This is a genomic window from Lewinella sp. LCG006 (assembly GCF_040784935.1).
Taxonomy (GTDB): Bacteria; Bacteroidota; Bacteroidia; order Chitinophagales; family Saprospiraceae; genus Lewinella.
In genome coordinates, this window is record NZ_CP160680.1 from 3,030,261 (window position 1) to 3,054,896 (window position 24,636).

General features: G+C 46.2%; 21 protein-coding genes. 7 read left to right on the forward strand and 14 right to left on the reverse strand.

Features of this window, described 5'->3' with window-relative positions; all coding sequences use genetic code 11:
- Nucleotides 1-80: 80 nt before the first annotated feature.
- From AB0L18_RS10765 to AB0L18_RS10790, 6 genes are all read right to left on the reverse strand, one after another.
- Nucleotides 81-1,466, reverse strand: a complete 1,386-nt coding sequence (locus tag AB0L18_RS10765) for a hypothetical protein (RefSeq protein ID WP_367392595.1) — start codon at nt 1,464-1,466, stop codon at nt 81-83.
- Between the two features lie 120 nt (nt 1,467-1,586).
- Entirely contained in the window at nt 1,587-2,987 is a 1,401-nt protein-coding gene (locus AB0L18_RS10770; RefSeq protein WP_367392596.1) for an amidohydrolase family protein, read from the reverse strand.
- The gene (locus AB0L18_RS10775; RefSeq protein ID WP_367392597.1) at nt 2,980-4,380 is read right to left on the reverse strand and encodes an amidohydrolase family protein; all 1,401 of its coding nucleotides are present in this window, start codon (nt 4,378-4,380) and stop codon (nt 2,980-2,982) included. Before AB0L18_RS10775 ends, AB0L18_RS10770 begins: the two co-directional genes overlap by 8 nt.
- A gap of 64 nt (nt 4,381-4,444) precedes the next feature.
- The gene (locus tag AB0L18_RS10780) at nt 4,445-5,419 is read right to left on the reverse strand and encodes an alpha/beta hydrolase family protein (protein WP_367392598.1); all 975 of its coding nucleotides are present in this window, start codon (nt 5,417-5,419) and stop codon (nt 4,445-4,447) included.
- Between the two features lie 435 nt (nt 5,420-5,854).
- On the reverse strand, nt 5,855-6,580 hold the full coding sequence (locus AB0L18_RS10785; RefSeq protein ID WP_367392599.1) for a hypothetical protein: 726 nt from the start codon (nt 6,578-6,580) through the stop codon (nt 5,855-5,857).
- Nucleotides 6,493-6,891: a hypothetical protein gene (locus tag AB0L18_RS10790; protein ID WP_367392600.1), complete on the reverse strand. Its 399-nt coding sequence runs from the start codon at nt 6,889-6,891 to the stop codon at nt 6,493-6,495. The genes AB0L18_RS10785 and AB0L18_RS10790 overlap by 88 nt, the downstream gene beginning before the upstream one ends.
- Nucleotides 6,892-7,217: 326 nt before the next feature.
- Here AB0L18_RS10790 and AB0L18_RS10795 point away from each other — a divergent pair, with 326 nt between their 5' ends.
- Nucleotides 7,218-8,120 carry a reverse transcriptase domain-containing protein gene (locus tag AB0L18_RS10795; RefSeq protein WP_367392601.1) on the forward strand — a complete coding sequence of 301 codons (903 nt, stop codon included), beginning with the start codon at nt 7,218-7,220 and terminating at the stop codon, nt 8,118-8,120.
- 148 nt (nt 8,121-8,268) lie between these two features.
- On the opposite strand, the gene AB0L18_RS10800 is transcribed toward AB0L18_RS10795, so the two are convergent.
- The 5 genes from AB0L18_RS10800 to AB0L18_RS10820 all read right to left on the reverse strand — a co-directional run bounded on the left by AB0L18_RS10800 (nt 8,269) and on the right by AB0L18_RS10820 (nt 13,074).
- Nucleotides 8,269-9,357, reverse strand: a complete 1,089-nt coding sequence (locus AB0L18_RS10800; RefSeq protein ID WP_367392602.1) for a hypothetical protein — start codon at nt 9,355-9,357, stop codon at nt 8,269-8,271.
- A gap of 172 nt (nt 9,358-9,529) precedes the next feature.
- On the reverse strand, nt 9,530-10,426 hold the full coding sequence (locus AB0L18_RS10805) for a hypothetical protein (protein WP_367392603.1): 897 nt from the start codon (nt 10,424-10,426) through the stop codon (nt 9,530-9,532).
- A 611-nt stretch (nt 10,427-11,037) separates the two neighbouring features.
- Nucleotides 11,038-11,868, reverse strand: a complete 831-nt coding sequence (locus AB0L18_RS10810; protein ID WP_367392604.1) for a transposase — start codon at nt 11,866-11,868, stop codon at nt 11,038-11,040.
- On the reverse strand, nt 11,814-12,254 hold the full coding sequence (locus tag AB0L18_RS10815; protein WP_367392605.1) for a transposase zinc-binding domain-containing protein: 441 nt from the start codon (nt 12,252-12,254) through the stop codon (nt 11,814-11,816). The genes AB0L18_RS10810 and AB0L18_RS10815 overlap by 55 nt, the downstream gene beginning before the upstream one ends.
- Complete coding sequence (locus tag AB0L18_RS10820) at nt 12,247-13,074, reverse strand: tyrosine-type recombinase/integrase (protein ID WP_367392606.1); 828 nt, start codon at nt 13,072-13,074, stop codon at nt 12,247-12,249. Before AB0L18_RS10820 ends, AB0L18_RS10815 begins: the two co-directional genes overlap by 8 nt.
- Nucleotides 13,075-13,522: 448 nt before the next feature.
- On the opposite strand from AB0L18_RS10820, the gene AB0L18_RS10825 reads away from it, so the two are divergent.
- The 3 genes from AB0L18_RS10825 to AB0L18_RS10835 are packed head-to-tail and all read left to right on the forward strand — an operon-like array spanning nt 13,523 to nt 17,156.
- A complete protein-coding gene (locus tag AB0L18_RS10825) occupies nt 13,523-14,644 on the forward strand; it encodes an alpha/beta hydrolase (RefSeq protein WP_367392607.1) in 1,122 nt (373 codons plus the stop codon).
- Between the two features lie 18 nt (nt 14,645-14,662).
- Nucleotides 14,663-16,159, forward strand: coding sequence for a M17 family metallopeptidase (locus AB0L18_RS10830; protein ID WP_367392608.1), 1,497 nt, complete (start codon nt 14,663-14,665; stop codon nt 16,157-16,159).
- 55 nt (nt 16,160-16,214) lie between these two features.
- Nucleotides 16,215-17,156 (forward strand): GNAT family N-acetyltransferase, encoded by a 942-nt coding sequence (locus AB0L18_RS10835; protein WP_367392609.1) that lies wholly within the window; start codon nt 16,215-16,217, stop codon nt 17,154-17,156.
- Between the two features lie 143 nt (nt 17,157-17,299).
- Here the strand turns inward: AB0L18_RS10835 and AB0L18_RS10840 are convergent, their stop codons facing one another.
- The 3 genes from AB0L18_RS10840 to AB0L18_RS10850 are packed head-to-tail and all read right to left on the reverse strand — an operon-like array spanning nt 17,300 to nt 20,257.
- A complete protein-coding gene (locus AB0L18_RS10840) occupies nt 17,300-18,565 on the reverse strand; it encodes a hypothetical protein (RefSeq protein ID WP_367392610.1) in 1,266 nt (421 codons plus the stop codon).
- A gap of 2 nt (nt 18,566-18,567) precedes the next feature.
- A complete protein-coding gene (locus tag AB0L18_RS10845) occupies nt 18,568-19,557 on the reverse strand; it encodes an HlyD family secretion protein (RefSeq protein ID WP_367392611.1) in 990 nt (329 codons plus the stop codon).
- A 4-nt stretch (nt 19,558-19,561) separates the two neighbouring features.
- The gene (locus AB0L18_RS10850) at nt 19,562-20,257 is read right to left on the reverse strand and encodes a DUF4956 domain-containing protein (RefSeq protein ID WP_367392612.1); all 696 of its coding nucleotides are present in this window, start codon (nt 20,255-20,257) and stop codon (nt 19,562-19,564) included.
- 190 nt (nt 20,258-20,447) lie between these two features.
- Here AB0L18_RS10850 and AB0L18_RS10855 point away from each other — a divergent pair, with 190 nt between their 5' ends.
- The 3 genes from AB0L18_RS10855 (at nt 20,448) to AB0L18_RS10865 (ending at nt 24,630) form a co-directional block, all read left to right on the forward strand.
- A complete protein-coding gene (locus tag AB0L18_RS10855; protein ID WP_367392613.1) occupies nt 20,448-22,508 on the forward strand; it encodes a prolyl oligopeptidase family serine peptidase in 2,061 nt (686 codons plus the stop codon).
- A 1,012-nt stretch (nt 22,509-23,520) separates the two neighbouring features.
- The gene (locus AB0L18_RS10860; protein ID WP_367392614.1) at nt 23,521-23,892 is read left to right on the forward strand and encodes a DUF2116 family Zn-ribbon domain-containing protein; all 372 of its coding nucleotides are present in this window, start codon (nt 23,521-23,523) and stop codon (nt 23,890-23,892) included.
- Between the two features lie 51 nt (nt 23,893-23,943).
- The gene (locus AB0L18_RS10865; RefSeq protein ID WP_367392615.1) at nt 23,944-24,630 is read left to right on the forward strand and encodes a porin family protein; all 687 of its coding nucleotides are present in this window, start codon (nt 23,944-23,946) and stop codon (nt 24,628-24,630) included.
- Nucleotides 24,631-24,636 lie beyond the last annotated feature (6 nt).

The window sequence follows — 24,636 nt, forward strand, 5'->3', positions numbered from 1 at the left end:
AGGTGTTTTGTTTGATTAGCTATTATGAACAGTCTCAGTTAGGTCCATAGGTGCTTTCTAACCTTAATTAACCTGATTAATTATTCCGGTGCATTTTGCCATTTATCCCATACTGGACTTAAATCCACACCCGTTGCTTTGGACATAATCGGCTCAATTTCATTGTATTTGAATGCCCTTTTATTGTCTTTTGACCAACTCAACAAGCCAAGAATAGCCTCTTTAAAAGATTTGATCCCGTTGGTTTGTTGTTGAATGTAGTTATCTAAATCATGAGCCATGAGTGCTCCTCTGGAGAAAAGGTTTTTTCCTATCCTGAAATCGGAGGCATATTGGGTTGAGCCCAGAAGAGATAATTCCTTTAAGGATTTGTTTTTGATAAAATCCGGAGCATTATCCATGTTTGATTGCCACCAGTTTAATATTTCCTCGTTTTTAAGGATTTCATAGTAAGAAACATACCAGATAAATCCTTCATTCAGCCAGATTGTTTCGATTAGCGGTGCTACTTGCCAGGCAAAAGGATGATATCCTTCCCCCCAGGACCTTAGTGGAACCCATGAATGTCCGATATGATGTATGATACTTCCTAGATCTCTATTGGTATCATATTCCTTGGAAATATCTCGGTGGGCCGTCATACTATTCAAGTGTTCCATATTAAAGCCGTAGTCATGTCTTTCTGATATAGGATTCAGAAACTCATAAACTAAGGTATAATGAGGCATGGGAATGTATTCAAAATAATCAGCAAGTTGCTGCAGCGCTAATAAGCCTCTCTTCCCGATCCCTTCCAAATCAATGCTTGTTTCCGCATAGGTCGCTACAAATAAAGGAATTTGCGCTTCTTCCACACGAATCACCTGAACGCCCTTACCTAAGAGATACTGAGCATCAACCAGTACGGCATAGTTTTCAGCCTCATAACTATCTGTTCCATTTTTTCGGTTGATATCAGGCCTTAAGGTACTGAAAACAGGCCATGAGGGGTCGGTTTTGATGGTTAGATGGATCGCTTCGTTTTCAAGACCTTCAACAAATCCGAACACGGAATACCCAAACAGTCCAAGATAGTCTTCGCGGGCTTTGGAACTTGTGGAGGCATCCAATAAATCAATTTCCATTTTTTGAATGTCGACCGTATAACTCACTTTATTTAGAAGCTCATTACTTTCTCCAAACGTAAAGAAGCTTCCGTCCCCTATCATTCCTGGCAACTGCTTACCTGTAGCGGTATAACCAACTACATCATCAACAAATGCCAGGTAGTTGGTCAGAATATAGGTTCCCGGTGCACTTCTTGGAATCACTAATTTGGCATCAGTGGCAGATAGCGCATCAAATGTGATTTCAATAGTTACTTTATTTAAATCTGCTTTATTGTCAAGCAAATAGCTGATCTTTTGCTGCGCGTTTAAACTTGTGATAGATAGGATAAACGAAAATAGAACTATAAACCTCCTCATGTTGATAATGTTATGAAGTGTGGAGTCTTATCCACACTATATTACGTATAATACACCAAAACAGTAACAAACACGAATCAAACCGCCTTTTTCAATAGTGTACCATAAAAATTCTGGCTTTTATTGAGTTTTCCTTGATGCTTTCAATGACATAAGTTTACTTTTATCGTAAATATTCTCTCCTTTTACGACCATATTTATACTTCCAATATTTTCAATATCCTCAAGCGGATTCCTGGTGAGCACAATTAGATGCGCCATCTTCCCGACTTCAATACCACCATAATATTTGTCAAGCCCAAAGAATTTTGGGCCGCTTATCACTGACGTTGATAAAGCCTGCTGAGGAGTGAGTCCCGTCTCGACTAGTAATGCCAATTCGCTATGTAAAGCGGCCCCTGGATAAACATACGAATTAGATGGACCACAATCTGATCCGGCCAGAATAGTTATACCAGCTTGAAACATCGGTAACACCAGGCTGCGTTCCCGAATGTCCATATCGAGCATCAATTGCTTTCCTTCAGGACTCCGGTTTTGCGCTTGCTTTAGCCTTCTTTCATAAGTTTTTTGAATGCCAGGTCCTATCAGTGGTAAAAGGCTATCCACAGTGGGATCCATATCCGCCAACTGCATGATCACCTGTGATACATATAAAGTCGGAGTGACGTAGAAATCCTCTGATGACAGTTTAGCAATAGCATCTTTTGCGAGATCTTCATCATAGGTTTCAAGAACCTGTGGAAACATACCAAAACCTAGGTTTAGTTGTCTTAAACTATCCCCGATAGGAGAAGCCAGGCTTAGAAAAGAAAAAAGATGTTCAACACCATCAAGGCCGAATTCAACAGCTTCAAAATGATCTGCGGACAATGGTATATGTCCTGTTACTTTTAGTCCACGCTTTTCGCACGCTTCTATAATACGGTAATACAGTTCCGGAGATAGTGAGCTAGCATAGATTTTTACAAAGTCTACTTTCAGGCCTTCCAGTACCTCCAAGGCCGGTGGTATATCTTCTAACTTGCCGATTGCAATTGATCCGGCCCAAAACGGATCAGCACCATCAAGCTTCGGGCCGGAGGTGAAAATGTTGGGTCCGGCCAGTTGGCCTTCCCTTATTTTATTTCTCCATTGCAGTACGCTTTGTGAAATATCACCTCCCATATCCCTGATGGTGGTCACTCCGTGGGCGATAAATAGCGGCAACAAGTTTTTATTTTCGTCGGTCAGGGAATCACCTCCTCTAAAATGGACATGATTGTCCCACAAGCCGGGCATGACAAACTTTTCTTTGGCATCGATAATTTGGTCAGACGCATACCTATCCGCGGATGCCATATTGGCTACCAATTGAATAGTGTCTTTGTTGATACCGATCAACTTCCCAGGTAGAACCTTACCACCCGCTACGTCAATAACCGAAGCGTTGATGATTAGTAAATCAAATTTTTCTTTGGCCTTCGGTTGACAGGCAACCATAAGAATTAAAATAAAACAGTAGGTAGGTAGTTTATTCATTGTATATCGAATTCATAACTCCAGTTCTCATGACGTGGGTTATGGAGCGAAAGTTGGTAATATCAATCGCGGGGTCTTTTTCTAGAATGATAAGGTTAGCGAACTTTCCTTTTTCCAAGGTTCCAAAATCATCAGCTCTATCCATTGCTATGGCACCATTTTGGGTAGCCATTACAATGATTTCTTTAGGTTCTATTCCGGCTTTTTGCATCATTTCCATTTCATAATAAATAGATACTCCATGAAAAGTTCCTGGGTTGCCAGCATCAGTGGCTACTGCAACTTTAATTCCTGCATCATGTACTTTTTTTAAGTTTTGCAGTATTATTGGTTCATCCTGACTCACATAATTCTCAAACCGCTTTATGCGCTCTTCAAGGTTAAAATCCACGGGTAGCTTATCTAAATAGTCAGTGCTTGTTTCTAAAAAAGTTTTTGCACGAACATCCATTGCATTATGAGCATCATCAAAATCCCATTTTTCCTTAAAGGATTTAAATGCTTCTAAATAACCTCGTGTCACCGTTATTGTTGGTAGGTAGATAATATCATTCTTTAGGGCTAGCTGTATAAATTCTTCATCTACCTCTTTATCCTCAACACTATGCACCAGAATCTTAGCACCAAGTCTTAAGGCTTCTTTTGCTTGGTCTAAGCTTGTGGCATGAACAATGAGTTTATTATTTTGGTTATGGGTTTCATCCGCAACTGCTCGTAGGCTTTTCATAAAAGAGGAGTCCTTAAGCATAACACCCCAAATTTTAATCCCTGTAGAACCTAGGTTACTATATTGTCGCACGGTCTCTCTTCCCATTTCTGGCGATGACAAATACACCATTTGTTTTGCGTCTGAAGTATTAAAGTAGTCAAGTCGGTTTTGATCAACACCAGAAAGTAATGGTCCTGATGCCGCTACATGAGGTGCATTTTCATTGTTTTCAGCCTCTTCTTGTCGTGTAATGCTCCATAAAAACCCACCTACGTCATAAACGCCCGTAACTCCAGAACGTAAATAGGCATCATAATAGGATTGAGGATTGTTTTTTAAATCATCTTGAAGTTCGTCAAAATCAAAATAGTCTCTTAAATCTACAACGTTTGGTCTTGCATCAAAAAATCCAGTTTGAGCAAAATGAATATGAGCATCTATCAGTCCAGGTGTTACAAATTGCCCAGTAATATCAATTATTTCAGCTCCTTTTGGAATGGTTACCGTTTTATCGCCAATCTCTAATATTGTACTACCTTGGATAATAATTATTCCGTTTTTTATTACGTCACCTTTTCCATTATAAATGGTAGCATTTTTTAATACCAGCACATCTGTTGGCTTATTTTGAGTGCAGCCGCATATAAATACGAGACACAGTAAAAAGTAAAATAGCTTTTTCATGTTTTCCAAATTATAGCTAACGTCCTGTATCATGGTGTCTTGGCTGACGATAGGAGGCCATGCACTATCCTCCGTGATATTCCATATTTGGTAATTTTTCTTTTCTGATCAGGAAGCGATTGAACCATTCAATGGTTTCCATTTGCCGTTCTTCACGGTATTCTGAAATGCTATGATCCCCACCTTCGTATAGAATCAGCCGGTAAGGGACCCGGTATTTGCTGAGTTCCATGGCCAGTAACAGAGAGTTTTCGGCTCTTACCCGCCAATCTGATGTTCCATGCAAGATCAGTATTGGGACATCCTTGGGGAACCGGTCAGCCCATTTAATGGCAGACCTTTTGTTAAGTGCCGCCGTACGGCTAATCTTATAGTCCGGCATTAAATCCGCATATACTTCCAATTCCATTTCCGGCCGGTTCTGACCGTTCAAAAACAGATCGGAAGGCGCTCCGCCCACTACAACCGCCTTGACCTTGTCGGTCCTGATCAAGGTCATATAAGACATCATTCCCCCCCGGCTCCAGCCGAACATTCCTACCGAGGAGGTATCGATTTCGGGAAAGCTATGGAGTATACTGATTAGGTTAACGACGTGGTCCACGTCCTCCCCTCCAAATTCATCTTTCACTTCGCCGTTGCTTTCGTCTTTATAATTACAGGCTATAACTGCATATCCGCTTTCCACCAACTTGCCAAATTTCCGTGGTACTTGCTCTGCGTTGAATGGATAGTATTTCGCGCTGCCTCCATCATTCCACAATATTGTCGGATTATTGGTCAGATTTTCCGGAACGGCCAGATAACCGTTAACTTTTTTAGTATTGCTCAAAAATGTGAAATGGTAGTACTTGATTCCTTTCCCTCTGGCATAGTCCGATTCTGCGGAATTCAATTCGCTTTCGGAAAACTCCCATCTTTCCAATAGTTGATTTTGATTGGTCTGACCGTGAGTCATATTTAATAGGAAAGTAAAAACAACAACAAATGATGTGATACGGGGGACTTGTTTCATTCTTTGGTAAAAAATAGTCATCATTGTTTAATTTGTTGTAATGAAGCCCTACTCGAACCAAGGCGACGTGCGTAGCGGAGAATGGATGTCCTAGGCAAAGTGTGTGCCTGGAATGCTCGTGCATTGCTTTAAAGATAGCGATTTATCTTGGTAGTGCAAGTCCACCGATGGCGAGAACATCTATTCGTGTGCAAAATGTGCTAGACCAGATACCGATTCCTGGTTACGCTTTCGTAAGGGAGGCTGGACTATCGCATAAGTGCCTATCATGCGTACAACGGTGCGGCGAAACACCTTGCTACACAGTGCTACCAATCCATTGCCAAGTATTACGAACAGATTTTCCATGGTTCACGAACCGCTTAGTTCAGCCTGTCCCGCACTTTCTGGTGTGAGAGGGATAATGAGCAGCAAATCGCTGCTCATTACCCTACTTGATTAGGCACAGCATTTATTTTTCTACCACTCATTCATTTCTATCAATGCAATATCAACGTCAGGGTAGTCAAATTTTTCCACTAATTCTTTATGAGTAAATGTTCGATTAAATGGGTCTAGAAAGTCACAAAGAAGATTTTCTAATGCGACGAATTGGTCTCTATCAAAACCTGACAACACTTGGCTTACTTTATGGATACAGTATTGAGAACCAACAGATCCTGCCTCTTGCCAACCCGAATTGTAACTTAAGATCGCCTTCAGGCTTACATAAAAACCAAACAAAAAACGATAAATCATTCTTAGATCTCCTGGTTTTACTCCTTTTTGATCAGTAAATCTACGGAGAGCAGCAGTGAATCGTTCGTTATTTCCACAAATAATATCTATATCCTCCTTGATTATTTCTGATAATTTCTCATTAGAATAGTCAGCTCGATTATTGACAAATCCACCGGACCTTAATTCTTCTATTGTGCAATCAAGTTCCAATGCTTTCATTAATGATTCTAGTATTAACTGCTTCGCGTCATAATTCTTACTCTTCGGATAATCGGAAGCCTCTAATTCTTTTATTCTCGTAATATCCGACTGCCATTTAAGAAAATTGTGAAGTAACGATTTAGCCGTATAACTCCGAGGGAAAATCCCTAAATCACCTACACCAACACCAATAAATAAGTTTTTTCGATAATCCCTTTCACAATAGATTCCCGGCTCATTATAAAAGTAAAACTCAGTTCCCATTCGCTTTTCTTTTGAATGGGGGGGGCGAAGAATCGCTCAAGGTCAGATACTGTACATATACCCAAATTATCTAGTAGCACTCTTGTCAGAAAAATTCCGATAATTATTGGGGTTTCTTCACTCTTTATTGTCAATCTCAGTCCATTCTTTGAAAGAAATACTTTTTTACTAGTTCCTTTAATCAATTCGTCACTTGTAGAGCTTTGACATTCATTTAAATCGCGACCTATCATATAACCAAGAAAATCAAGCGTTTTAAGTCCCTCAACACCTTTACTTCTCAATAGATCTTCTCTCAGCCTTTCTATCATTGGTCTAAGCCAGTTTTGGGTAAGTAATATTTTTTCAAGTTGTGCCTAACTCGGGCTTGGGCGCAGGCCGAGGCACGAGGCTTATCGCACAAGCTTTGTGTGTGCCCTGAATGCACTCATGTTCGCTAAAGGTAGCGAAGATTTCCAAGTGGTGAAAGTCCACTGGTAGCGAGTTGGTGAAGCTCCCTAGCAAGTCGCAAGGGCGCGTGAGGCGACTCTGGGTCTAAAGCCTGCCTGCCCGCTCGTGCCTCGCGGCCGAGCAGGCAGGTAAGCGGGACTGCAAATACTGGTACGGACGAACGGAATCGTATAAGAGGCTGTTCAGGGTGGTCGAGGCAGCATCCCGAAGTGAATTCGGGATCAAAGGCCGTAGCCAACAAACCCTGAGTAGTAGATACGGCCGCGATCAGTGGAAGGACCCGGTATTACTGGGACTGATTCACAGCTTCCTCAAAGCGGGTTTGTTATTGGGTGGTTTGATCTCAACAAGGGACAAAGGCACGCCGCAGGGCGGGCCACTTAGCCCTTTGTTGTCCAATATTCTGCTCGACGAACTCGACCGGGAACTGAGTCGACGCGGGCACCGATTCGTGCGCTATGCCGACGATTGCAGTATTTTTCTGAAATCGCCACGTGCAGCACGACGAGTGCTCCACTCGATCACCCGTTTTATTGAGGGGGCGCTCCGATTGCGTGTCAACGGGGAGAAAACGACGATTTGCCGTCCCGTTCACTTCGAACTACTTGGGTACGCCTTCGTATCCACTTATAAGAAGGGAGAACGGGGAAAGTACGACCTGCGAGTAGCCCGGAAATCCTGGCAACGGCTAAAGATGAAAATCAAAGCCATTACTCGTAAGACGACTCCGGCGAGTCTGGAAGAACGCATTGAGCGTCTCAACTCCCTAATGTATGGCTGGGTGGGATATTTTCAAATGGGCAAAATCTGGGGCAAATTGCGCGAACTTGATGCCTGGGTCAGGAATCGACTGCGCTATTGCATTTGGAAGGCCTGGAAGAAGCCCAACCGCCGAATGCGCGCATTCCGGCAGCTTGGTGTAGAATCAGGAATCGCCTACTCCTGGTCACGCTCCCGAATGGGAGGCTGGGCTATCGCCCAATCGCCCATCATGCGTACCACGGTAACGGTGGAACGCCTTGCTAAGCGGGGTTACCAATCCTTTACCAAGTATTACGAACAAATTTTCCATGATTCACGAACCGCTTAGTACGAGGTCCGTACGCTAAGTGGTGTGAGAGGGATAATGAGCAGCAAATCGCTGCTCATTACCCTACTCGATTATGCCCAGTTACCTTTTTTATACACTATCATTTTTTCATCACTCTGATGCAGAGTCAATAGTATATCACTATAAACTACACAAAAATCTTAGTCAAGAAATAAGCGAGAAGTGGTGATATTAAGGCTATGCTAGTACTCATATCGTGTAAAAAAGATTCTTCGGATCGAAGTTTACTATTTAACGCAGTATAAGATTGAAGCCATTTTTCTCCGTCTCCTATTTCATATGATAAAAATGAAAATATTTTCACACGAATACTATGTTGGAAAAAGAGAATTGGTATGTACATCAACACGATAAATATTGTCAAGACAATTGCTTGAATCAACATCATATCATACGGGAAAATATCAAACATTGCAGGTAATTCACCTATAATTGACTCCCTAAATGCTTCACCAAACACCCAAGATGTAAAAACTACCGAAGATGAAACAAATATTCCCATTACTCCGAGTAGTACTAATGTGTTTCTTCTAGCTTCCATATAGAGGGAAATTAAGCCTGTATGGTCAAGGTCATTAGTTTTACCAGGTCGTAGAATTGCATAGTAACTTAATAAGCTTATTCCCCCTATTATAATCAATGCATACAGGGGATAAATAGACTCAAAAACAACGCTTGAATCCCTAATAAAGAGATTAGTCTTGTCAATAAAGGTGGTAAAAGATGTTAGAAGCTCTGTTTGGTATGGAAGATAAATAAAAACATAAAGCATTAATCCAGTTGTTACCATTGATAACATAAAGGTGCCTATGGATATGTTGTATCTCTTATAGAGCATATACAGCTTAATTCCTAAGGCAATGGACAAAGACAGGGAAATCGAAAAAACGAAAGCTAGCATGAAAATAAGCAATAACAACTTCGGCCTGAGGTTCAATAATAAGTTATTGTCTTTATTTAGGTTCAAACCTCTATCGCTCTCAACAAATTGAAACTGTGAATAATCATAGATCTGAACAGTATCTATCAACACACTGTCTTTTAATATCAGCACCTCTCTCGTATTCGGCCCTGGATTTAGTGAGCTTAATAAGTTTTTAGACCAAAAAAGAAATGCTGTCACTGTTACTCCAATCAATAGAAGGTAAAGAATATGAGTTTCCTTTGTAAGGTATTCAACCACGCGATGGATTGCTTGCAACAACTTTTTGATCATGGATTACCTAGATTTACTTTTTTTGATTGGGCATAACGTCTCGGTGCCGCGCAGTGTCCGCCTTCACCAACGTTGCTACATGGTTTTAACGTGACCAATTTAGGGCTTTTCACTCGAAGAATCAACGTTGTGGCGGCATTGACGCGGCAGCATTGTTGGGCGAATAACAATTTTACCATTCGATAGCCTCATTATAATTAGCTCCCTTTACAGTATCAAGCGAATTCATTTTTGAGATTGTCCATTCTTGATTACAATCAGATATTACTTCATTATAATTATCTATTAGTTGTATTAATTTTTTGAAGTGTTTCTTAAAATTTTCATATTCAATATCTGATATTTTGTTGATTGAAGTAAAGCGTTTGTTTTCAGAGTTGCTATCAATTGAACTTGATACTTTTACTTCAGAAAGCATTTTTTGAATTGTAAAAACACTAAACATAAATGAACTACCTCCAAAATGTTCAATTAATTCTAAATCTTTAATGTGCAACTTAGAACCATACTTTGCAATAACATCTTGAAATTTCCCCGCTACTTCTTCGAATTTACTAGCATAGTATTCTGCATTTGTTGTTTTCTCATCTAAAAGGGTGGCAAAATTAAATGAAGCGGCCTTATTATAAAAATCTCTTGACATAAAGAACGAGTTAAATGAATTATATTTATTCTCATCTATTTTTTCTTTATATCCATTTTGGGGACCATTGTAAATATATAACCAAAACGTACAATATGCTCTAATTGGTTGTTTACACATTTTATAAGCTAATTTTCGATATAACGCTTCCTCCCTTAATTGAAAATAATTATAAACTCTATCAACAATTATTAATGTAATTAATATTCCAATTATTTCGGTTATTGACCCTCCTAAATAATCATGATTTAAACCAATTACATCAATCCAAATCAAATTAATTAATAAAAACAAAATTGATGACAATACAAAAATTCGTCCAAATCTGGATGTTTCCTCAATATTTCTTTTCAAAATTTTCCAAAGACCAATCATGAAAACAGATTGCATTAGAAGAATAAGAAGTAGGATAATTAAAGCATACATATAATTCGTTAATTTTCAATTACTTAATGTTATTCCTGTCCAAAAACATCATTAATTTAATCTAATTCACTTAGGTTTAAAATCACAGGGTAATCACAGAATTCACAATCAAAAAATTCTCAAAACATCAAAAATACTAACCCTTGAGTTTAAACAGATCAAACAACGCGCTGATTTTTTGCTTTTCAGCAAATTCAAACATGACTTTTCTTGCTAAAAAAAGCTGCTTCTTACCTACTTAAATTTTAGTATACTATTTTCTCGTCTATGTGTAAATTGAACTGAACATGCTACTGTTTATTCATAACTGTACCTAAATATTTGAAATTTCACCCGCAGGTTTCGCCCAACGATAAGCCCTGCATCCGCCGTTCAACGATAAGCCCTGCATCCGCCGTTCCGGCCTCAAGCCGGGATGGCGGATGCAGGGAAGTTGAACGATGCCGCCGGCTTTTACTATGGGCTTTCTATTCTTTCCGCATATCCTTTTCAGGCTTCCTGCTCACTTGATGCCAGGCTAAATATAGGATTTTTTGGGATTTTCCGGTCGTCGTTTTGGTGGAACACTATTTGGTTTCATCCAGAGCATAACTCTCCCAGCTCTGTGATGATCACAAAGTCGGTGTCGTGGGTTTTAGCTGTTGAAGATCGGATCTGCGGATGAGTCTTGGCGGTGCTCGGGACCCTACTTTGGGGATCAAGTGATCGACGACCAGTAAGTGACCAGACTTACAGTCGGGACACAGCCGGGGATCCTGGCCCGTCACTTCTATAAGTAGTTCGATCCAACTCTTCTTGGCCGACGGTTGATACCTGCGCCCCAGCAACCGATGGCACAGCTGGAGCCGGCGACTACGATTCCTGATGGCCAGTAAGCCGTAATAGCGGACTTTGCAAAAGCCTGCCGGAAGTACGTGTTGTAAAAAGCGACGGATGAACTCTTCGCTTGCTAAATCCATCACTTTACTACGGTTATTATCGGCGTAGTCGCGGTAGCGAAAACGTACGCGGTCATTGCTCATGTCGATCAGACGGTCGTTGCTAATCGCAATGCGTTTTATATAACGACCTAGGTAGTTCAACAGCTTACCCGGTCCCGCAAACGGTTCCTTGGTGTATACCACCCAGTCTTTGGCCATCGCTGCATCCAGAATATTCCTCAGCGAGGTACCCGGTGGCAAGACCAACTCCTTGTTGGTATAGCGTTGGCGCAAAGCCGCCACCAGTCGCCCACGGAAGAGGCGGGATAAGGCTTTGACTGGCACCAGGTAGTTCTTGTATTTGGGTCTCCGCCAACGTTGGTCATCGAAGCTCAGCCCGCCGGCCGGCACCAGCGCGTGTACGTGAGGGTGATAATGTAGGTTCTGACCCCAAGTATGCAATACCGCTAGCATCCCAGGTCGGGCACCCAGGTATTTCTCCTCCGCACACAGTGTTCGCAAGGCCGACCAGGCCTGGCCGAACAGGCCTGGCCGAACAGCTCACTGTAGCCCACCCGCTCGTTGTAGCGCAGTAAATCGTGTAGCGCAGGAGGAACCGTAAAGACCAAATGATAATGCTGGACTGGCAGCAACTCCGCCCGCCGCTTATCCAGCCACTGTTCGCGGGCCAGCGACTGGCACTTCGGGCAATGACGATCACGGCAACTGTTGTAAAACACTTTGGTCACTCCGCATTCATTGCACACCGAGACGTGGCCGCCCAAGTCTGCCGTACGGCATTTGGTCAACGCGCCGATGACACGGGACTGCTGAGCACTCAATTTGTGCTTTCTTGCGTACTGCTCCCCGTAGCGATTTAGGATATCGGCGACCTCCAGCCTAGCCACCGATCAGGTCTTCTACTTCTCCACGAATGTCAATGGCAACGTGCAGATAACGCCCCGTGGTCGACAAGTTACGATGCCCCATCAGGTTCTTCAGGGTGATCACATCCAATCCGCCTTCCAAAAGGTGAGTCGCAAAACTGTGACGCAGCGTATGTACACTGACTTTGCGTTTTATGCCCACCCGATCACAAGCTTGACGAAAAACGGCCTGCACCGTTCGTTTAGAAATAGGACGGCCCGCATCACGCCCTTCGAACAAATAGCACTCGGGGCGGCACTCCCGATAATAAGCCCGCAAGCATTCCAATAGCGTTGCACTCAGAATAGTATACCGGTCTTTGGCCCCCTTGCCTTGACACACTCGCACCACCATCCGCTTCGAATCAATATGGCAGGGCTTCAAATTTACGACCTCACCCAGGCGGATACCCGTAGTGTACAAGGTTTGTAGAATACAACGATGTTTGGTGTTTTTTGTCCCGTCGATCAACAAACGGACTTCTTCTCGCGACAGCACTTCGGGCAAGGTCTTGGGCTGACGGCTGCGCGGCAAATGCTTCGCTGGCCATTCCCTGTTAAGGCTGATTTCCCAAAAGAGCTTAATGCCAGTATAAGCTCCATTGATACTTCCCTGTGCCAGACGACGATCGTCTCGCAAGTAATCAAAGTAAGCCATCAACTCAGCGTTGCTAATTTGTGAGGGGCACCGTCCGTAGTACAAAGACAACTGTTTTACGCCCAAGGAATAACTCTTGATCGTCGCTTCAGCATAACCACGACGAGTAAGCCAGGTCAGAAAGGACTCATGAAATGTGTTCATAACATTGATGTTTGGTGAATTAATCACCTTAATCAATGACACATAACTATACCAGTCAAGGGGAGGGAAAATCTTTGATCGAAGGGGAGGCTACCGCCTGTGGCGGTTTAGTTCAACTCAGCTTTAACGCATTGCACTAAATCCCCCTATCTCCGTCGCCTCTGTTGCGTACAATGTACCCCTGCATGGACAAAATACGCATATTCCCGTTTCGCATAAGCAATCGCCAAAAATAAATCGTTGCATATAGGTAACAGATTGCGCATTGCGAATACGTAGCCTAAAGCGCAACCTGACAACTCCGCTTTGTCCTCCCACTACCCCCGGGTAGGGGCACTAAGGGACTTACCATTTTTTCCGTAGCCGAGTAAAGTTAGCGGAGATTTTTAAGAATCATTAGCACACATCCTTGAAATCCCTATCTTTGTGAACTTTACGAAAACCAAACATGGCAAGCAGCGTTTCGGCTAACAACGGGACTACTTTTACCCTTAATCTTCTTACCAGCAATGAAGAAGAGCAAGCCATTTATGTAGTAGGCAACTTCAATCGTTGGCGCGTAGCCGACGACCATTGCCGAATGGAGCAAGTGGCTGCCGGGCATTTTCGCCTTACCCTTCCGCTGGATAGCCTGCCGGAGATTTTAGAATACAAGTATGCTCGCGGGAGCTGGGACCATGTGGAGCTCGATGAACACGGCAATGATCGGCCCAATCGGCAAGTCTTGCGTTCCCGTCACGAAGTGACCGACGAGGTCGTGCGATGGAAAAAAGACCGGTTTTCTTATCCTGGGGATTTGTTGCCAAAGATTGAAATCATTGAGCAGGATTTTGACATGCCTGCTTCTGTTCAGACTCGCCGGATCGCGGCCCTTCTTCCTCACAATTATTACGAGACCAACCGTCGCTATCCTGTTTTGTACCTACAGGATGGGCAGAATCTTTTTGATGATTACGCTCCTTATGGCAACTGGGCGGTGGATAAACGCCTCGCCCAATTGCAGCAGGAGGGACGCGGAGATGTCATTATTATCGCTATCGACCACGCCATGGATAAGCGTATCGTGGAGTTTACCCCCTCTACGACTTCTACCCAGTTTGGAAAAGGACAAGGTCGCTCTTACGTGAAATTTTTAGCCGAAAGGCTCAAGCCCTATATCGATCAACGATTTCGCACCCTGGCCGATTGCCACAATACGGGTATTGGCGGCAGTTCCATGGGAGGGCTGATCAGCATCTATGCCGGGATGATGTACCCCGAGGTATACGGCCGCTTGATGGTCTTTTCCCCTTCGCTATGGGTAACGCCTAATATTCCTTTTCAACTGCTGAACATGAAACAGCCTTTTTCCGGAAGGGTCTATCTCTATGGCGGTAAAAAGGAAAGCAGTACCATGATCCCAAACCTGCAACGATTAAAGAAAGCTTTGGAGAATCATGCTTCCAGCAAAAAACCAGCGTTTTATCTCGCTATCGATCCTGATGGCGAGCACAATGAAGCCCGTTGGGGAGAAGAGTTTCCCGCAGCACTGAGCTGGCTGTTCTTCCACGATCAATTAACCACCACCTAGGATCCCAAAAACCTGAAAATGACGCTACAATTTCAAACGGATTTCCAACCAAAGGCACAGCAAACCATCATTATCCCCGTCAGTCAAGACCAGGGGCAAGTTGCGGATGCTCCGCTAAAGACCATTAGTCAACTTGTTGGACAACAGGAAGATACCCTCTTTCGGAGCTTCAAAGCAGGCAGTAAGGAAGTGCTGAGTATCCCTAATGGCGACCAACTTTATGTTCTTCTGGGACTGGGAGATCATGTCAATTTTAGCAAAACCTTGCATGCTTTCCAACACCTGGCCAGCAAGCACAGTCACCTGTTTACGACCAAAACAACCCTCTACTGGGCGGCTACCGAAGGCAATGATTTGTTTGGCTTGCTGAGTGAGGCTGCTGTCAACGGACTTTGGCAGGGAAGCTACCATTTGGGGCGCTACAAAACCAGTAATGGCTACACCAATATCGTTCAACAAGACGATTTTGAACTCAACATCATTATCCCCGAGGAGCAATTAACGGCGGCTAAAGAATACTGCCAGCGAGGCTTGGTCATCGCACAGGCCCAAACGGAAGTCATGGCATTGGTCAATGCTCCCGCCAACTTTAAGCAACCCCAGGATTTAGCAGCCTGGGCCAAAGCTTCGGCAGAAAAATATGGCTATAAGGCGACCATCTGGAACAAAGACCAGATCACCAAAGCTGGTATGCACGCTTTGTTGGCGGTCAATTTGGGGAGTCCTGAGCCACCCGTATTTATCGTTTTGGAATACCAGGGCCCTAATCGCAATGGCACCCAACCAAAAGTAGGTTTGGTGGGCAAAGGCGTAACCTTCGATACCGGAGGCCTGTCCATCAAGCCTTCCGCCAATATGCACTACATGAAGAGTGATATGGGCGGCGCAGCAGCAGTATTAGGAACAATGGAAGCGGCCGCAAGGCTAAAATTGCCAGTACATTTGGTCGCTGCAATTCCATCAACGGATAATTCCGTAGACGCCCTGGCGGTGAAGCCAAGTGATGTCATCTCTTCGTACAGCGGCAAATCCATTGAAGTCATCGATACCGACGCCGAGGGCCGTTTGATTTTGGCCGACGGTTTGTCGTACATCATTCGCGAACACGCGCCACAGGTGGTGATCGATTTGGCTACCCTCACGGGATCCAGCGTTCGCACTTTTGGCTACCTGGCTGCGGCCCTGTTCAGTAATGATGACCAATTGGCGCATCACCTGGAACAAGCTGGCCGGCAAACGGGCGAGCGGGTCTGGCGTTTACCCATCTGGGAAGAGTACGGCGATGATATGAAATCGGATGTTGCCGACATCAAGAATTTTAGCGGCCGCCCAGTAGCTGGAGCGATTACTGCTGCCAAGTTCTTGGAGTTTTTTACCGACAACCACCCTTCCTGGGCGCACCTCGATATTGCGGGTACCGCTTTTGGGGATACGCCTTACGGCAAAGGTAAAGCAGCTACGGGCTACGGCATCCGGCTGTTGATCCAGTTTTTAATGTCGGTCACACAGGAATAAAGGAACAGCATAAAAATAAATTGAGCCTGCTCTTTAGGTTTTTCAAATAGACGATTTGGAAATTAGCCGATCAAAAGAAGACTATGCGGCTTTTTGTGCCACCCTGGCAGATTTGCCGCTTTGCTGCCAGCCCTGGTACCTGAATGCTGTTGCGGAGGGTGGGCAATGGTCGGTCGTGCTGGTCATGGAAGGTACAAAGGCCCTGGCTGCCTTGCCTTATTTTCACAAGCACAAGTTGGGGCTGCATTACGTGACGATGCCTTTGTTTACCAAATACATGGGCATCCTTCCTGCTCCTGAAATCAGGCGCGATCCTCCCCGGGAAATTGTGGACCTTCTTTTAAGTGCCTTGCCGAAGCTGGCAGGTATCGATCAGCAATTTAGTCCGCTGGCGAATACGTTCGTTCCTCTGCTACCGGAGCGTTTTCAAACCTTTGCCTATCACACGCACCGTTTACAGCTAGGAGAAGGAAAGGATTGGCGCGCTGGGATCAACCGCAATATGCGTCGGAATATTCGTAAAGCCGATGCTGCACTTACCCTGAAAACAGACTTGGATCTTTCTACTTTTTATCAAATCAATGCGCTGAGTTTTACCCGACAGGGGCTGTCACTCCCTTATTCATTTGCACAGTTGGAACGCCACGATCAAGCCCTGGCTAAAGCGGGCAGAAGGCAAATTTTCACGGCCATTGATGCCGAGGAGCGTATACACTCGGTTGCCTACCTGATGTGGGATCAACAAGCGGCCTATTACCACCTCTCGGGCGATGACCCCGAGCTGCGCAACAGTGGTTCTGGTATCTGGCTCATCGCCCAAGCACTCGATTTCACCCAGCAGCATCTGCAACTCCCCATCTTTGATTTTGAAGGAAGCATGATTCCCGCCATTGCCGCCATTCGCGAACAATTTGGTGCCACCAAAACAACTTATTACCGCGTGCAGCAGCAACGGTCTATGCTTTATCGAGCATTGAAGTGGTGGAGGGATAGGTAGGTGAAAATTGACTTTATCTGGTTTGGATATTGGCGTCATAGAGCGTGTTCAAACCCGCACTCCTGAAAGGTGTAAGGGTTGGAAAAGTGTAAGGGTGTAAACGTTGCGTTCAGCTAACCTCGCACTCCGTACCAAACCCGCACCTACATACCAATCTCCTCCTGATCAACACTTAACCAATTCCGGTAAGGTGCCTGACTGAGCCGGCCAGAGAGTAAGAGCACCTTCAGATAATCCTGATAAAGCTGCTGCTGCGCTTCCAGTACCAGTTGCTGGCGTTGAAAGATTCCTCCTTGGGCTCTTATAAACAGTGCTGGTTCCGTAACGCCCAGTTCCGACAATTGCTGTGGTGAAAATTGAGCGAGGTACTTGTCGAGCGTTGTTTTTGCCTGGTCATAGTTATCCAACTGACTGGCGAGCTGTGCTTCTGCGGTGCGTAGTTTTTCCAGCCAGCTACGTGTTTTTTCTGTTTCCTGCCAGCTTTCTTCTTGCTGCTCTAGCAAGAGGTATTGGTTTTTCACACTGCGGGCCGACCGAAAAGGCAGGGTCATTCCCACGCCAAGTGTAAGCTGCTCCTTGAGGATGGGGTTATTGTCTCCCTGGTAGCGAATCTGGAAGAAGTTGAGCCGGTTGCGCTCCTCCGCTTGCTCTGCGGCCAATTCCAGGGAAACCAGTGTTTTTTGCGTTTGCTGTGCTTGTACCGACCAGGGTAAAATCAGCGTATCGTATTGCCAACCTTGCCAATACACCCCAATATCGGCGGGTAGCGGTAAGGACGCAAAGGCAATGGTATCTATGGGTTCATCCAACCAGCTATTGCAGAGGCTGGTCAGTAATTGAAGTTGTTGGCTGCTTTTTACTTGCTGTTGTTGAAAAGCCAGGCGATCATCTTCAAGTTTCAGTAGATCGTCGTAGCTGCGTTGGCCGCGTTCGGCGATACGCTGTTGAATGAGCCGTTCCTGATCTCGGTACCAAGGGCCTTGCGTGGCCAGTAAATCTAGTTGCGCTTGGTGGTACCAGACATCTACCAACAGTTGATAGCGGTGGAAAAGGAGTTCTTCGAGGTAGGCTTGTTGGGCGAAATAACGCAGCGACTGCTCTTCTTGATTAATCCCTTTTTGCACTTTTACTTGTCGGCGGGAGTTGAACTTGAACCGCAGCGCGTATTCCTGAAGGTTGGGGGTGAATTCGTGGGTTTCGGTACGAAATTCCAACTCTTCCAGGTAAGGCAAATCAAGGGAGGAGTTTTGAAAAAAAGCCTGACTTGCTACCTGCTGCTGGTAAGCCTCATCCTGTAGCGCAGTACGGAGTATGTCGGTGCTGGTAGCTGGTTGTTGTGCCGTAGCTGGGAGGTGGCAAATGATCAGGAGAGAAAGTATCCATCCCTTGCACAAAGTATTCCGCATCATGTTTAGTCAATGATTTGTTCGATCAAGACCCGCTCTCCTTGCATCAACGCGTTTTCGTCGGGGATTTTCAGGAGCACCTCGCGGCCCCAGGCCTGCACTTCGGGGTCGCGTCGCATCCGTATGGGGAGCTCTCGAATTTTGTTGCCCAAGCCAATAATTTGCCCACTGATCACATATTCCTGATCTTGGATAGAGCGAACAACCAAGCTGTCACCCAGCTGCAGGCTGGTCAGTTGCCCTTCCGGAATATAAGTTGTCACTTGATCGGGGTGAAGGCGATAGATATTGAGAAGGGTTTCGCGCGAGGAGGGTTGTTCTCCCGGAACAAAGTTGACTTTTCCGATGACACCATCAATGGGCGATTTCAATTCCAGCGTCTGGAACTCCCGCTCCAGTTCGGCCAGTTCCAAGTCTATTTTTTCTAGCCTTGCTGTCAGGCTGTTGAGCTCAGCTTTTGTTTCCTTTTGCAAGTTGTTTTTTTGCAAAATGTAGGGTTGCGTAACGGTCGCTTGCTCGGCTTTAAGCGCAGTGATTTCGGGCGTTTCTTTGGCGATGGCGGAGGTAGATACGCTTTCCAGCCCAGCTAGCAGTCGCTCATTTTGGGCTTGTTGGGCCAGTAATTGGGTCAGTTGATTTTCCAGCTCAAAAGCTGCTGCTGCTTGCGCCTGGTTGAGTTCCTCACGGCGATTGTTGTTTTTAGTGAGCAGTTCTTGCCGTTCGGCGTCCAGCTGCTTTTTTTCTTGCAGCAAGCTCGCCCGTAAAAAAGGAATATTGGTACGTTCCAAAACCATTAGGAGTTGCCCTGCCTTTACCGCTTCTCCTTCCTTCACCAGGATGCGCTTGACCATTACGGCGTGCTCCAGGCTGAGATCAATATCCTGATTTTCGGCAATACCGTAAAAGGCAGTAGGTCGTTGTTGGATCTTTCGTGCCAGTGGAACAAGGACGAGTAAGCCAATCAACATCAGGACGTATACTGGGTTGATTTTCATAAAATTAAAGCACTTCAGTTTGTTGTTTGCGGTTGATTCGTACGTTGAAAAGTACCCCTGTCGCCATGATGGCTTCCATCAAGTCCTCCTCTTTCGCTTTTGGTTTTAAAACCATAATGTATTCGTAGCGAAAAAGCTCCCGTTCCGTAAATTCCTCTACCGAAAGCTGTAGCTGACTCAGTTCAATACGCTTGCAAAAACGCAGCAAGATGGCCTCAATCTCTTGTTCATCAAAACTGTTTTCGCGGTCGCGCTTGAAGCGAATACTACCCAATTCCTGGGTTTTTCCGAAAGGAGAATAACGCAGCATAAAGGCTGCTCCACAAAAGGACATCACCCCCGCAAAGGCGGCGTTGAACCCATATACCCCACAGGCAATCCCCGTAGCCAGGGCCGCAAACATGAAGATGATATTGCGGGGATTGTTGATGGAGGTCCTGAACCGAATGATGGCCAGCGCGCCCAGCATACCCAGCCCTCGGGCCAAGCTGTCACCGATAGCGTGCATCACGGTCGCTGCTACGATGGCTCCCAATATTAATGCCTGCAAAAAATGATGAGAAAGCCGGATTTCGGCCGTCGTCTTTTCGTAGGTGAAAGCCAGCAAACACCCCAGAATAAAGGCCAGGAGCATGGCGTAAGCCGTGGAGATAAACGTAGGGTTGGCCACGTTGGTTTGAAAAAGGGAAAGATCGATCATTGGTAATTTATGGTAATCCGGCGCCTAAGTTAATTAAATGTGAATAGTTTGATCTCGATTTACTGCATTATGACCAGCAATCATTGTATATCCTTTGACCAAAGTCCATTATCTGGAATTTTTTTTGATAAATTAGGCGATTCATCTCACCTTGACAGACGATAGATTCACAAGCTAACACAATATGCCAATGCTTACGCGTACCCTTTTTTTACTGCTTCTCCATTTATTATTTACCCAGGGAGCAGCCTTACAGACCTCCACACTTCCTCCCTTCTCTTACCTCGATGTTTTTGAGTTGGAATACGCCAGTGACCCGCAAATCTCACCCGATGGTGCTCACATCGTTTACCGTAGAATGGGTTTTGATATCATGAAAGATCGTGCTGTTGGCCAACTCTGGATCATGGATGCCGACGGTACAAACCATCAGAAACTAAGTACCCACGAGGGGAGCGAGTCTTCTCCACGTTGGTCACCCACCGGCGACCGCCTTGCTTTTGTCAGCAGCACCGACGAGGGGTCCGAAATATATCTTTATTGGGTCAACACGGGCCGTTTCGCTCGTTTGTCACAATTAGAGAACAGCCCGGGCAATCTGAGCTGGTCGGCTGATGGCACCATGATCGCTTTCACGATGATGGTCAACCAGTCGCCGCCCGTCATTGCCAAAATGCCCGCCAAACCCAAAGGCGCACAGTGGGCAGAAAGCCCCCGAATCACCGACCGCCTCAAGCACGAAGCCGATGGGCGCGGCTATCTCAAGCCAGGCTTCACCCACATTTTTACCATCCCCGCCGAAGGAGGGAGCGCTCGCCAGCTGAGTAGCGGCGATTTCAACCATAGCAGCAGCCTGTCGTGGTCGCCCGATGGCGCATTGATCTATTTCTCGGCCAACCGGAAGGAGGATTGGGAGTATGATTTCAACAACAGCGAAGTTTACCAGCTGGCCGTAAAAACGGGTGAAATTACCGCCCTTACCCAGCGTAATGGCCCCGACGAAAGCCCCCTGGTTTCGCCTGATGGCAACACCATCGCTTACCTTAGCTTCGAGGATAAAGTACAGGCTTATCAGGTGACCGATTTGTACCTGATGGACTCCAACGGGGAGAACAAAAGGAATATCTCCGCAAAGATCGACCGCAGTATAGAAAACATCTGCTGGGCCGCCGACGGCAAAGGCCTTTACTACACTTACGACGACTGGGGCGACACCAAAATCGCTTACCTCAGTACCAGTGGCGTCCAAAAAGACCTGGCCAAACAAATGGGAGGTACTTCCATCGGTCGCCCCTATGCCAGTGGCTCGTTCTCGGTAGCTACCGGTGGCACCATTGCCTACGCGCATACCACCACCAGCAGGCCAGCCGATATTGCCATTCTCTCTAAAGGACAGGCGGCGCCCAAGTTGCTCACCCAACTCAACAGCGATTTACTCACCTACCGCCAGTTGGGGCAGGTCGAAGAGGTAAAGTACACCTCTACCTTTGATGGCCGCACTATCCAGGGTTGGATCGTCAAGCCACCAGCTTACGACCCTGCCAAAAAATACCCGCTGCTGGTAGAAAACCACGGTGGCCCCATCCTCAATTATGGTGCTCGCTTCTCGGCCGAGATGCAGCTCTACGCGGCGGCGGGCTACCTTGTCTTCTATCCCAATCCACGTGGCAGCACGGGCTACGGCGAAGAATTTGCGAACCTGCTTTTTCACAATTATCCTGGTGAAGATTACCAGGATGTGATGGACGGCGTAGATTATCTCCTGAAAGAAAACCTCGTCGACGAAGACCAACTCTACGTCACTGGCGGTAGTGCAGGTGGTATCATGACAGCCTGGATGATCGGCAAAAACAATCGTTTCCGCGCAGCCGTCGTCGCCAAACCCGTCGTCAACTGGATCAGCAAAACCCTGGTAGCAGACAACTATTACGGCTACGCCAACTACCGCATCAAGGGCCAACCCTGGGAGAACGTTGAGGACTATTGGCGCTTCTCCCCCTTGTCGCTGGTAGAAAACATCGAAACGCCCACCATGGTCATGGTCGGAATGGAAGACTTGCGCACTCCACCCAGCGAAGCCAAGCAGTTGTACCACGCCCTGAAATTGAGAAAAATAGCAACGGTTTTGGTAGAAATCCCCGGCGCAGGTCATGGTATTGCTGCTCGCCCCAGCAACCTCATTACCAAAATAGCCCACACGCTGGCCTGGTTCGAGACCTACTCCGGCAAGGAAGAAGAAGAGGGGGAGTAGTTGCGGTGTAGGTCAGTCTCTATCCCCGCTTTGCGAGGGTGGTCGCAGGTCGGAGGTGACAGATGTCGCTACTAGGCGAGGCTGTTGCGTTTTAGGCGATGTTCTCTCCCACCTCCGTCCTTTGGACACCTCCGCCCGGGCGGAGGACAGGGTTTGCGGCTGGGTCAATCTTTGTCCCCTGCTTAGCGGGGGTGGCCGCAGGTCGGGGGTGACAGTGGTCGCTACTAGGCGAGCTATTTCGTTTGTGGAGTTCTTTTCCCACCTCCGTCCTTTGGACACCTCCGCCCGGGCGGAGGACAGGGTTTGCGGCTGGGTCAATCTCTGTCCCCTGCTTAGCGGGTGGTGGTCGCAGGTCGGGGGTGACAGATGTCGCTACTAGGCGAGCTATTTCGCTTGTGGAGTTCTTTTCCCACCTCCGTCACTGCGTGACACCTCTGCCCGGGCGGAGGACAGGGTTTGCGGCTGGGTCAATCTCTGTCCCCTGCTTAGCGGGTGGTGGTCGCAGGTCGGGGGTGACAGATGTCGCTACTAGGCGAGCTATTTCGTTTGGGGAGTTCTCTCCCACCTCCGTCCTTTGGACACCTCTGCCCGGGAGCAGGACAGGGTTTGCCGCTGAGTCAATCTTTGTCCCCTGCTTAGCGGGGGTGGCCGCAGGTCGGGGGTGACAGTGGTCGCTACTAGGGAAGTTGTTTCGTTTTAGGTGGTTTTCTCTCCCACCACCGTCACTGTGGATCGGTCCCTCCTGCAGGACACATTTTGATGGTGCTAGTGGCAAGAATAACACCGATTAATTAGGTGACACTACGTAAATTTGGTCTCATTCAGCGTTGACTTGGCCTACGTCGAGGAGTAAGCAAAATTCCGTTTTGCGCACACGCCCCTAACCAGAAGCCTGCCTTGGAGGACTATAAAATGGAGTAGCCACAAGGAAACCATCCAAATCGCCATTGATTTTTTATGACATAGCCGCCTAGATTGTCTATTTTTGACCATTGCAATAAAATCAATCCGCATGGCCACCTCTGAAAAAAAACACTGTATTGTTTGTGGTGATGAAATGACGGGCCGGCAGGATAAGCGCTTCTGCTCCGATAATTGTCGTAGTACCCACCACAATCGCCAGAATAGCAGCCAGACCAATTTTGTACGCAATATCAATGCTATATTGCGAAAAAATCGCCGCATTCTTGCCAGCCTCAATCCCGAAGGTAAAGCCTCCTGCCATAAAGACAAACTTCAGGAAAACGGCTTCAATTTTCGTTATTTTACCAACGAGTACGTCACCCGCAAGGGAACCGTGTACCGTTTTGTTTACGACCAGGGCTATACCGAGCGGGAAAATGGCTACTTGACCCTGGTTGTTCGCCAGGAGTACGTTGAATAAAATCTCACAGTACCGAATACTTAGTCTTTGCCTTAAAATAAATCCTTTCGCATGCTAAAAACAGTTTGTTGGTACGGTGTTACGGCCATTTTTTTTGCGGCGTGTTGCTTGCTCAGCACGGTCGTTTACGCACAAGAAGACAGTACTGCTTTTCGCCCCCAAACTTACCTTGGGGTGCAGTATGGCATGAATTGGAATACGGTGATGTTTTCTCCGCAAATCGACCAGGCCACCCTGGTGGGCAATCGGGTAGGTGCCGTATTTCGCTACGTAGGACAGGCCCACCTGGGATTGCAACTGGAAGTCGCTTATGACCAACGCGGTTGGGCCGAACCTCGCGAAGGACTGGCAAGCAATTATACCCGGGAGATTGATTACCTGGAATTTGCCGCCTTTTCGCATATCAGCATTGGCAATCGTAGTGTGCGCCCGCTGATATTGCTTGGTTCCTACTTGAGCTATCCCGTCGGGCAGTTGGAAACCATTCCCGCTGGATTGGCCCCCAGCCTTTACCGCGATTACTACGAAGAGCCACTACCAGAACGGCTACAATACGGGCTGGCAGGAGGTGTAGGAGCCGAAATTTACCTGGGGAATCTCACCTTGCAATTAGACGGGCGTTATCGTTCCGCCCTGGGAGGTATCTTTTCTTCTTCGGATAATAGATTTATCTTTTCCAATAGCCAAGGATTTACGGCGCAGGCCAGCCTGCTTTTTCGTATTTTCGGTGGGAAGTAAGTTGCT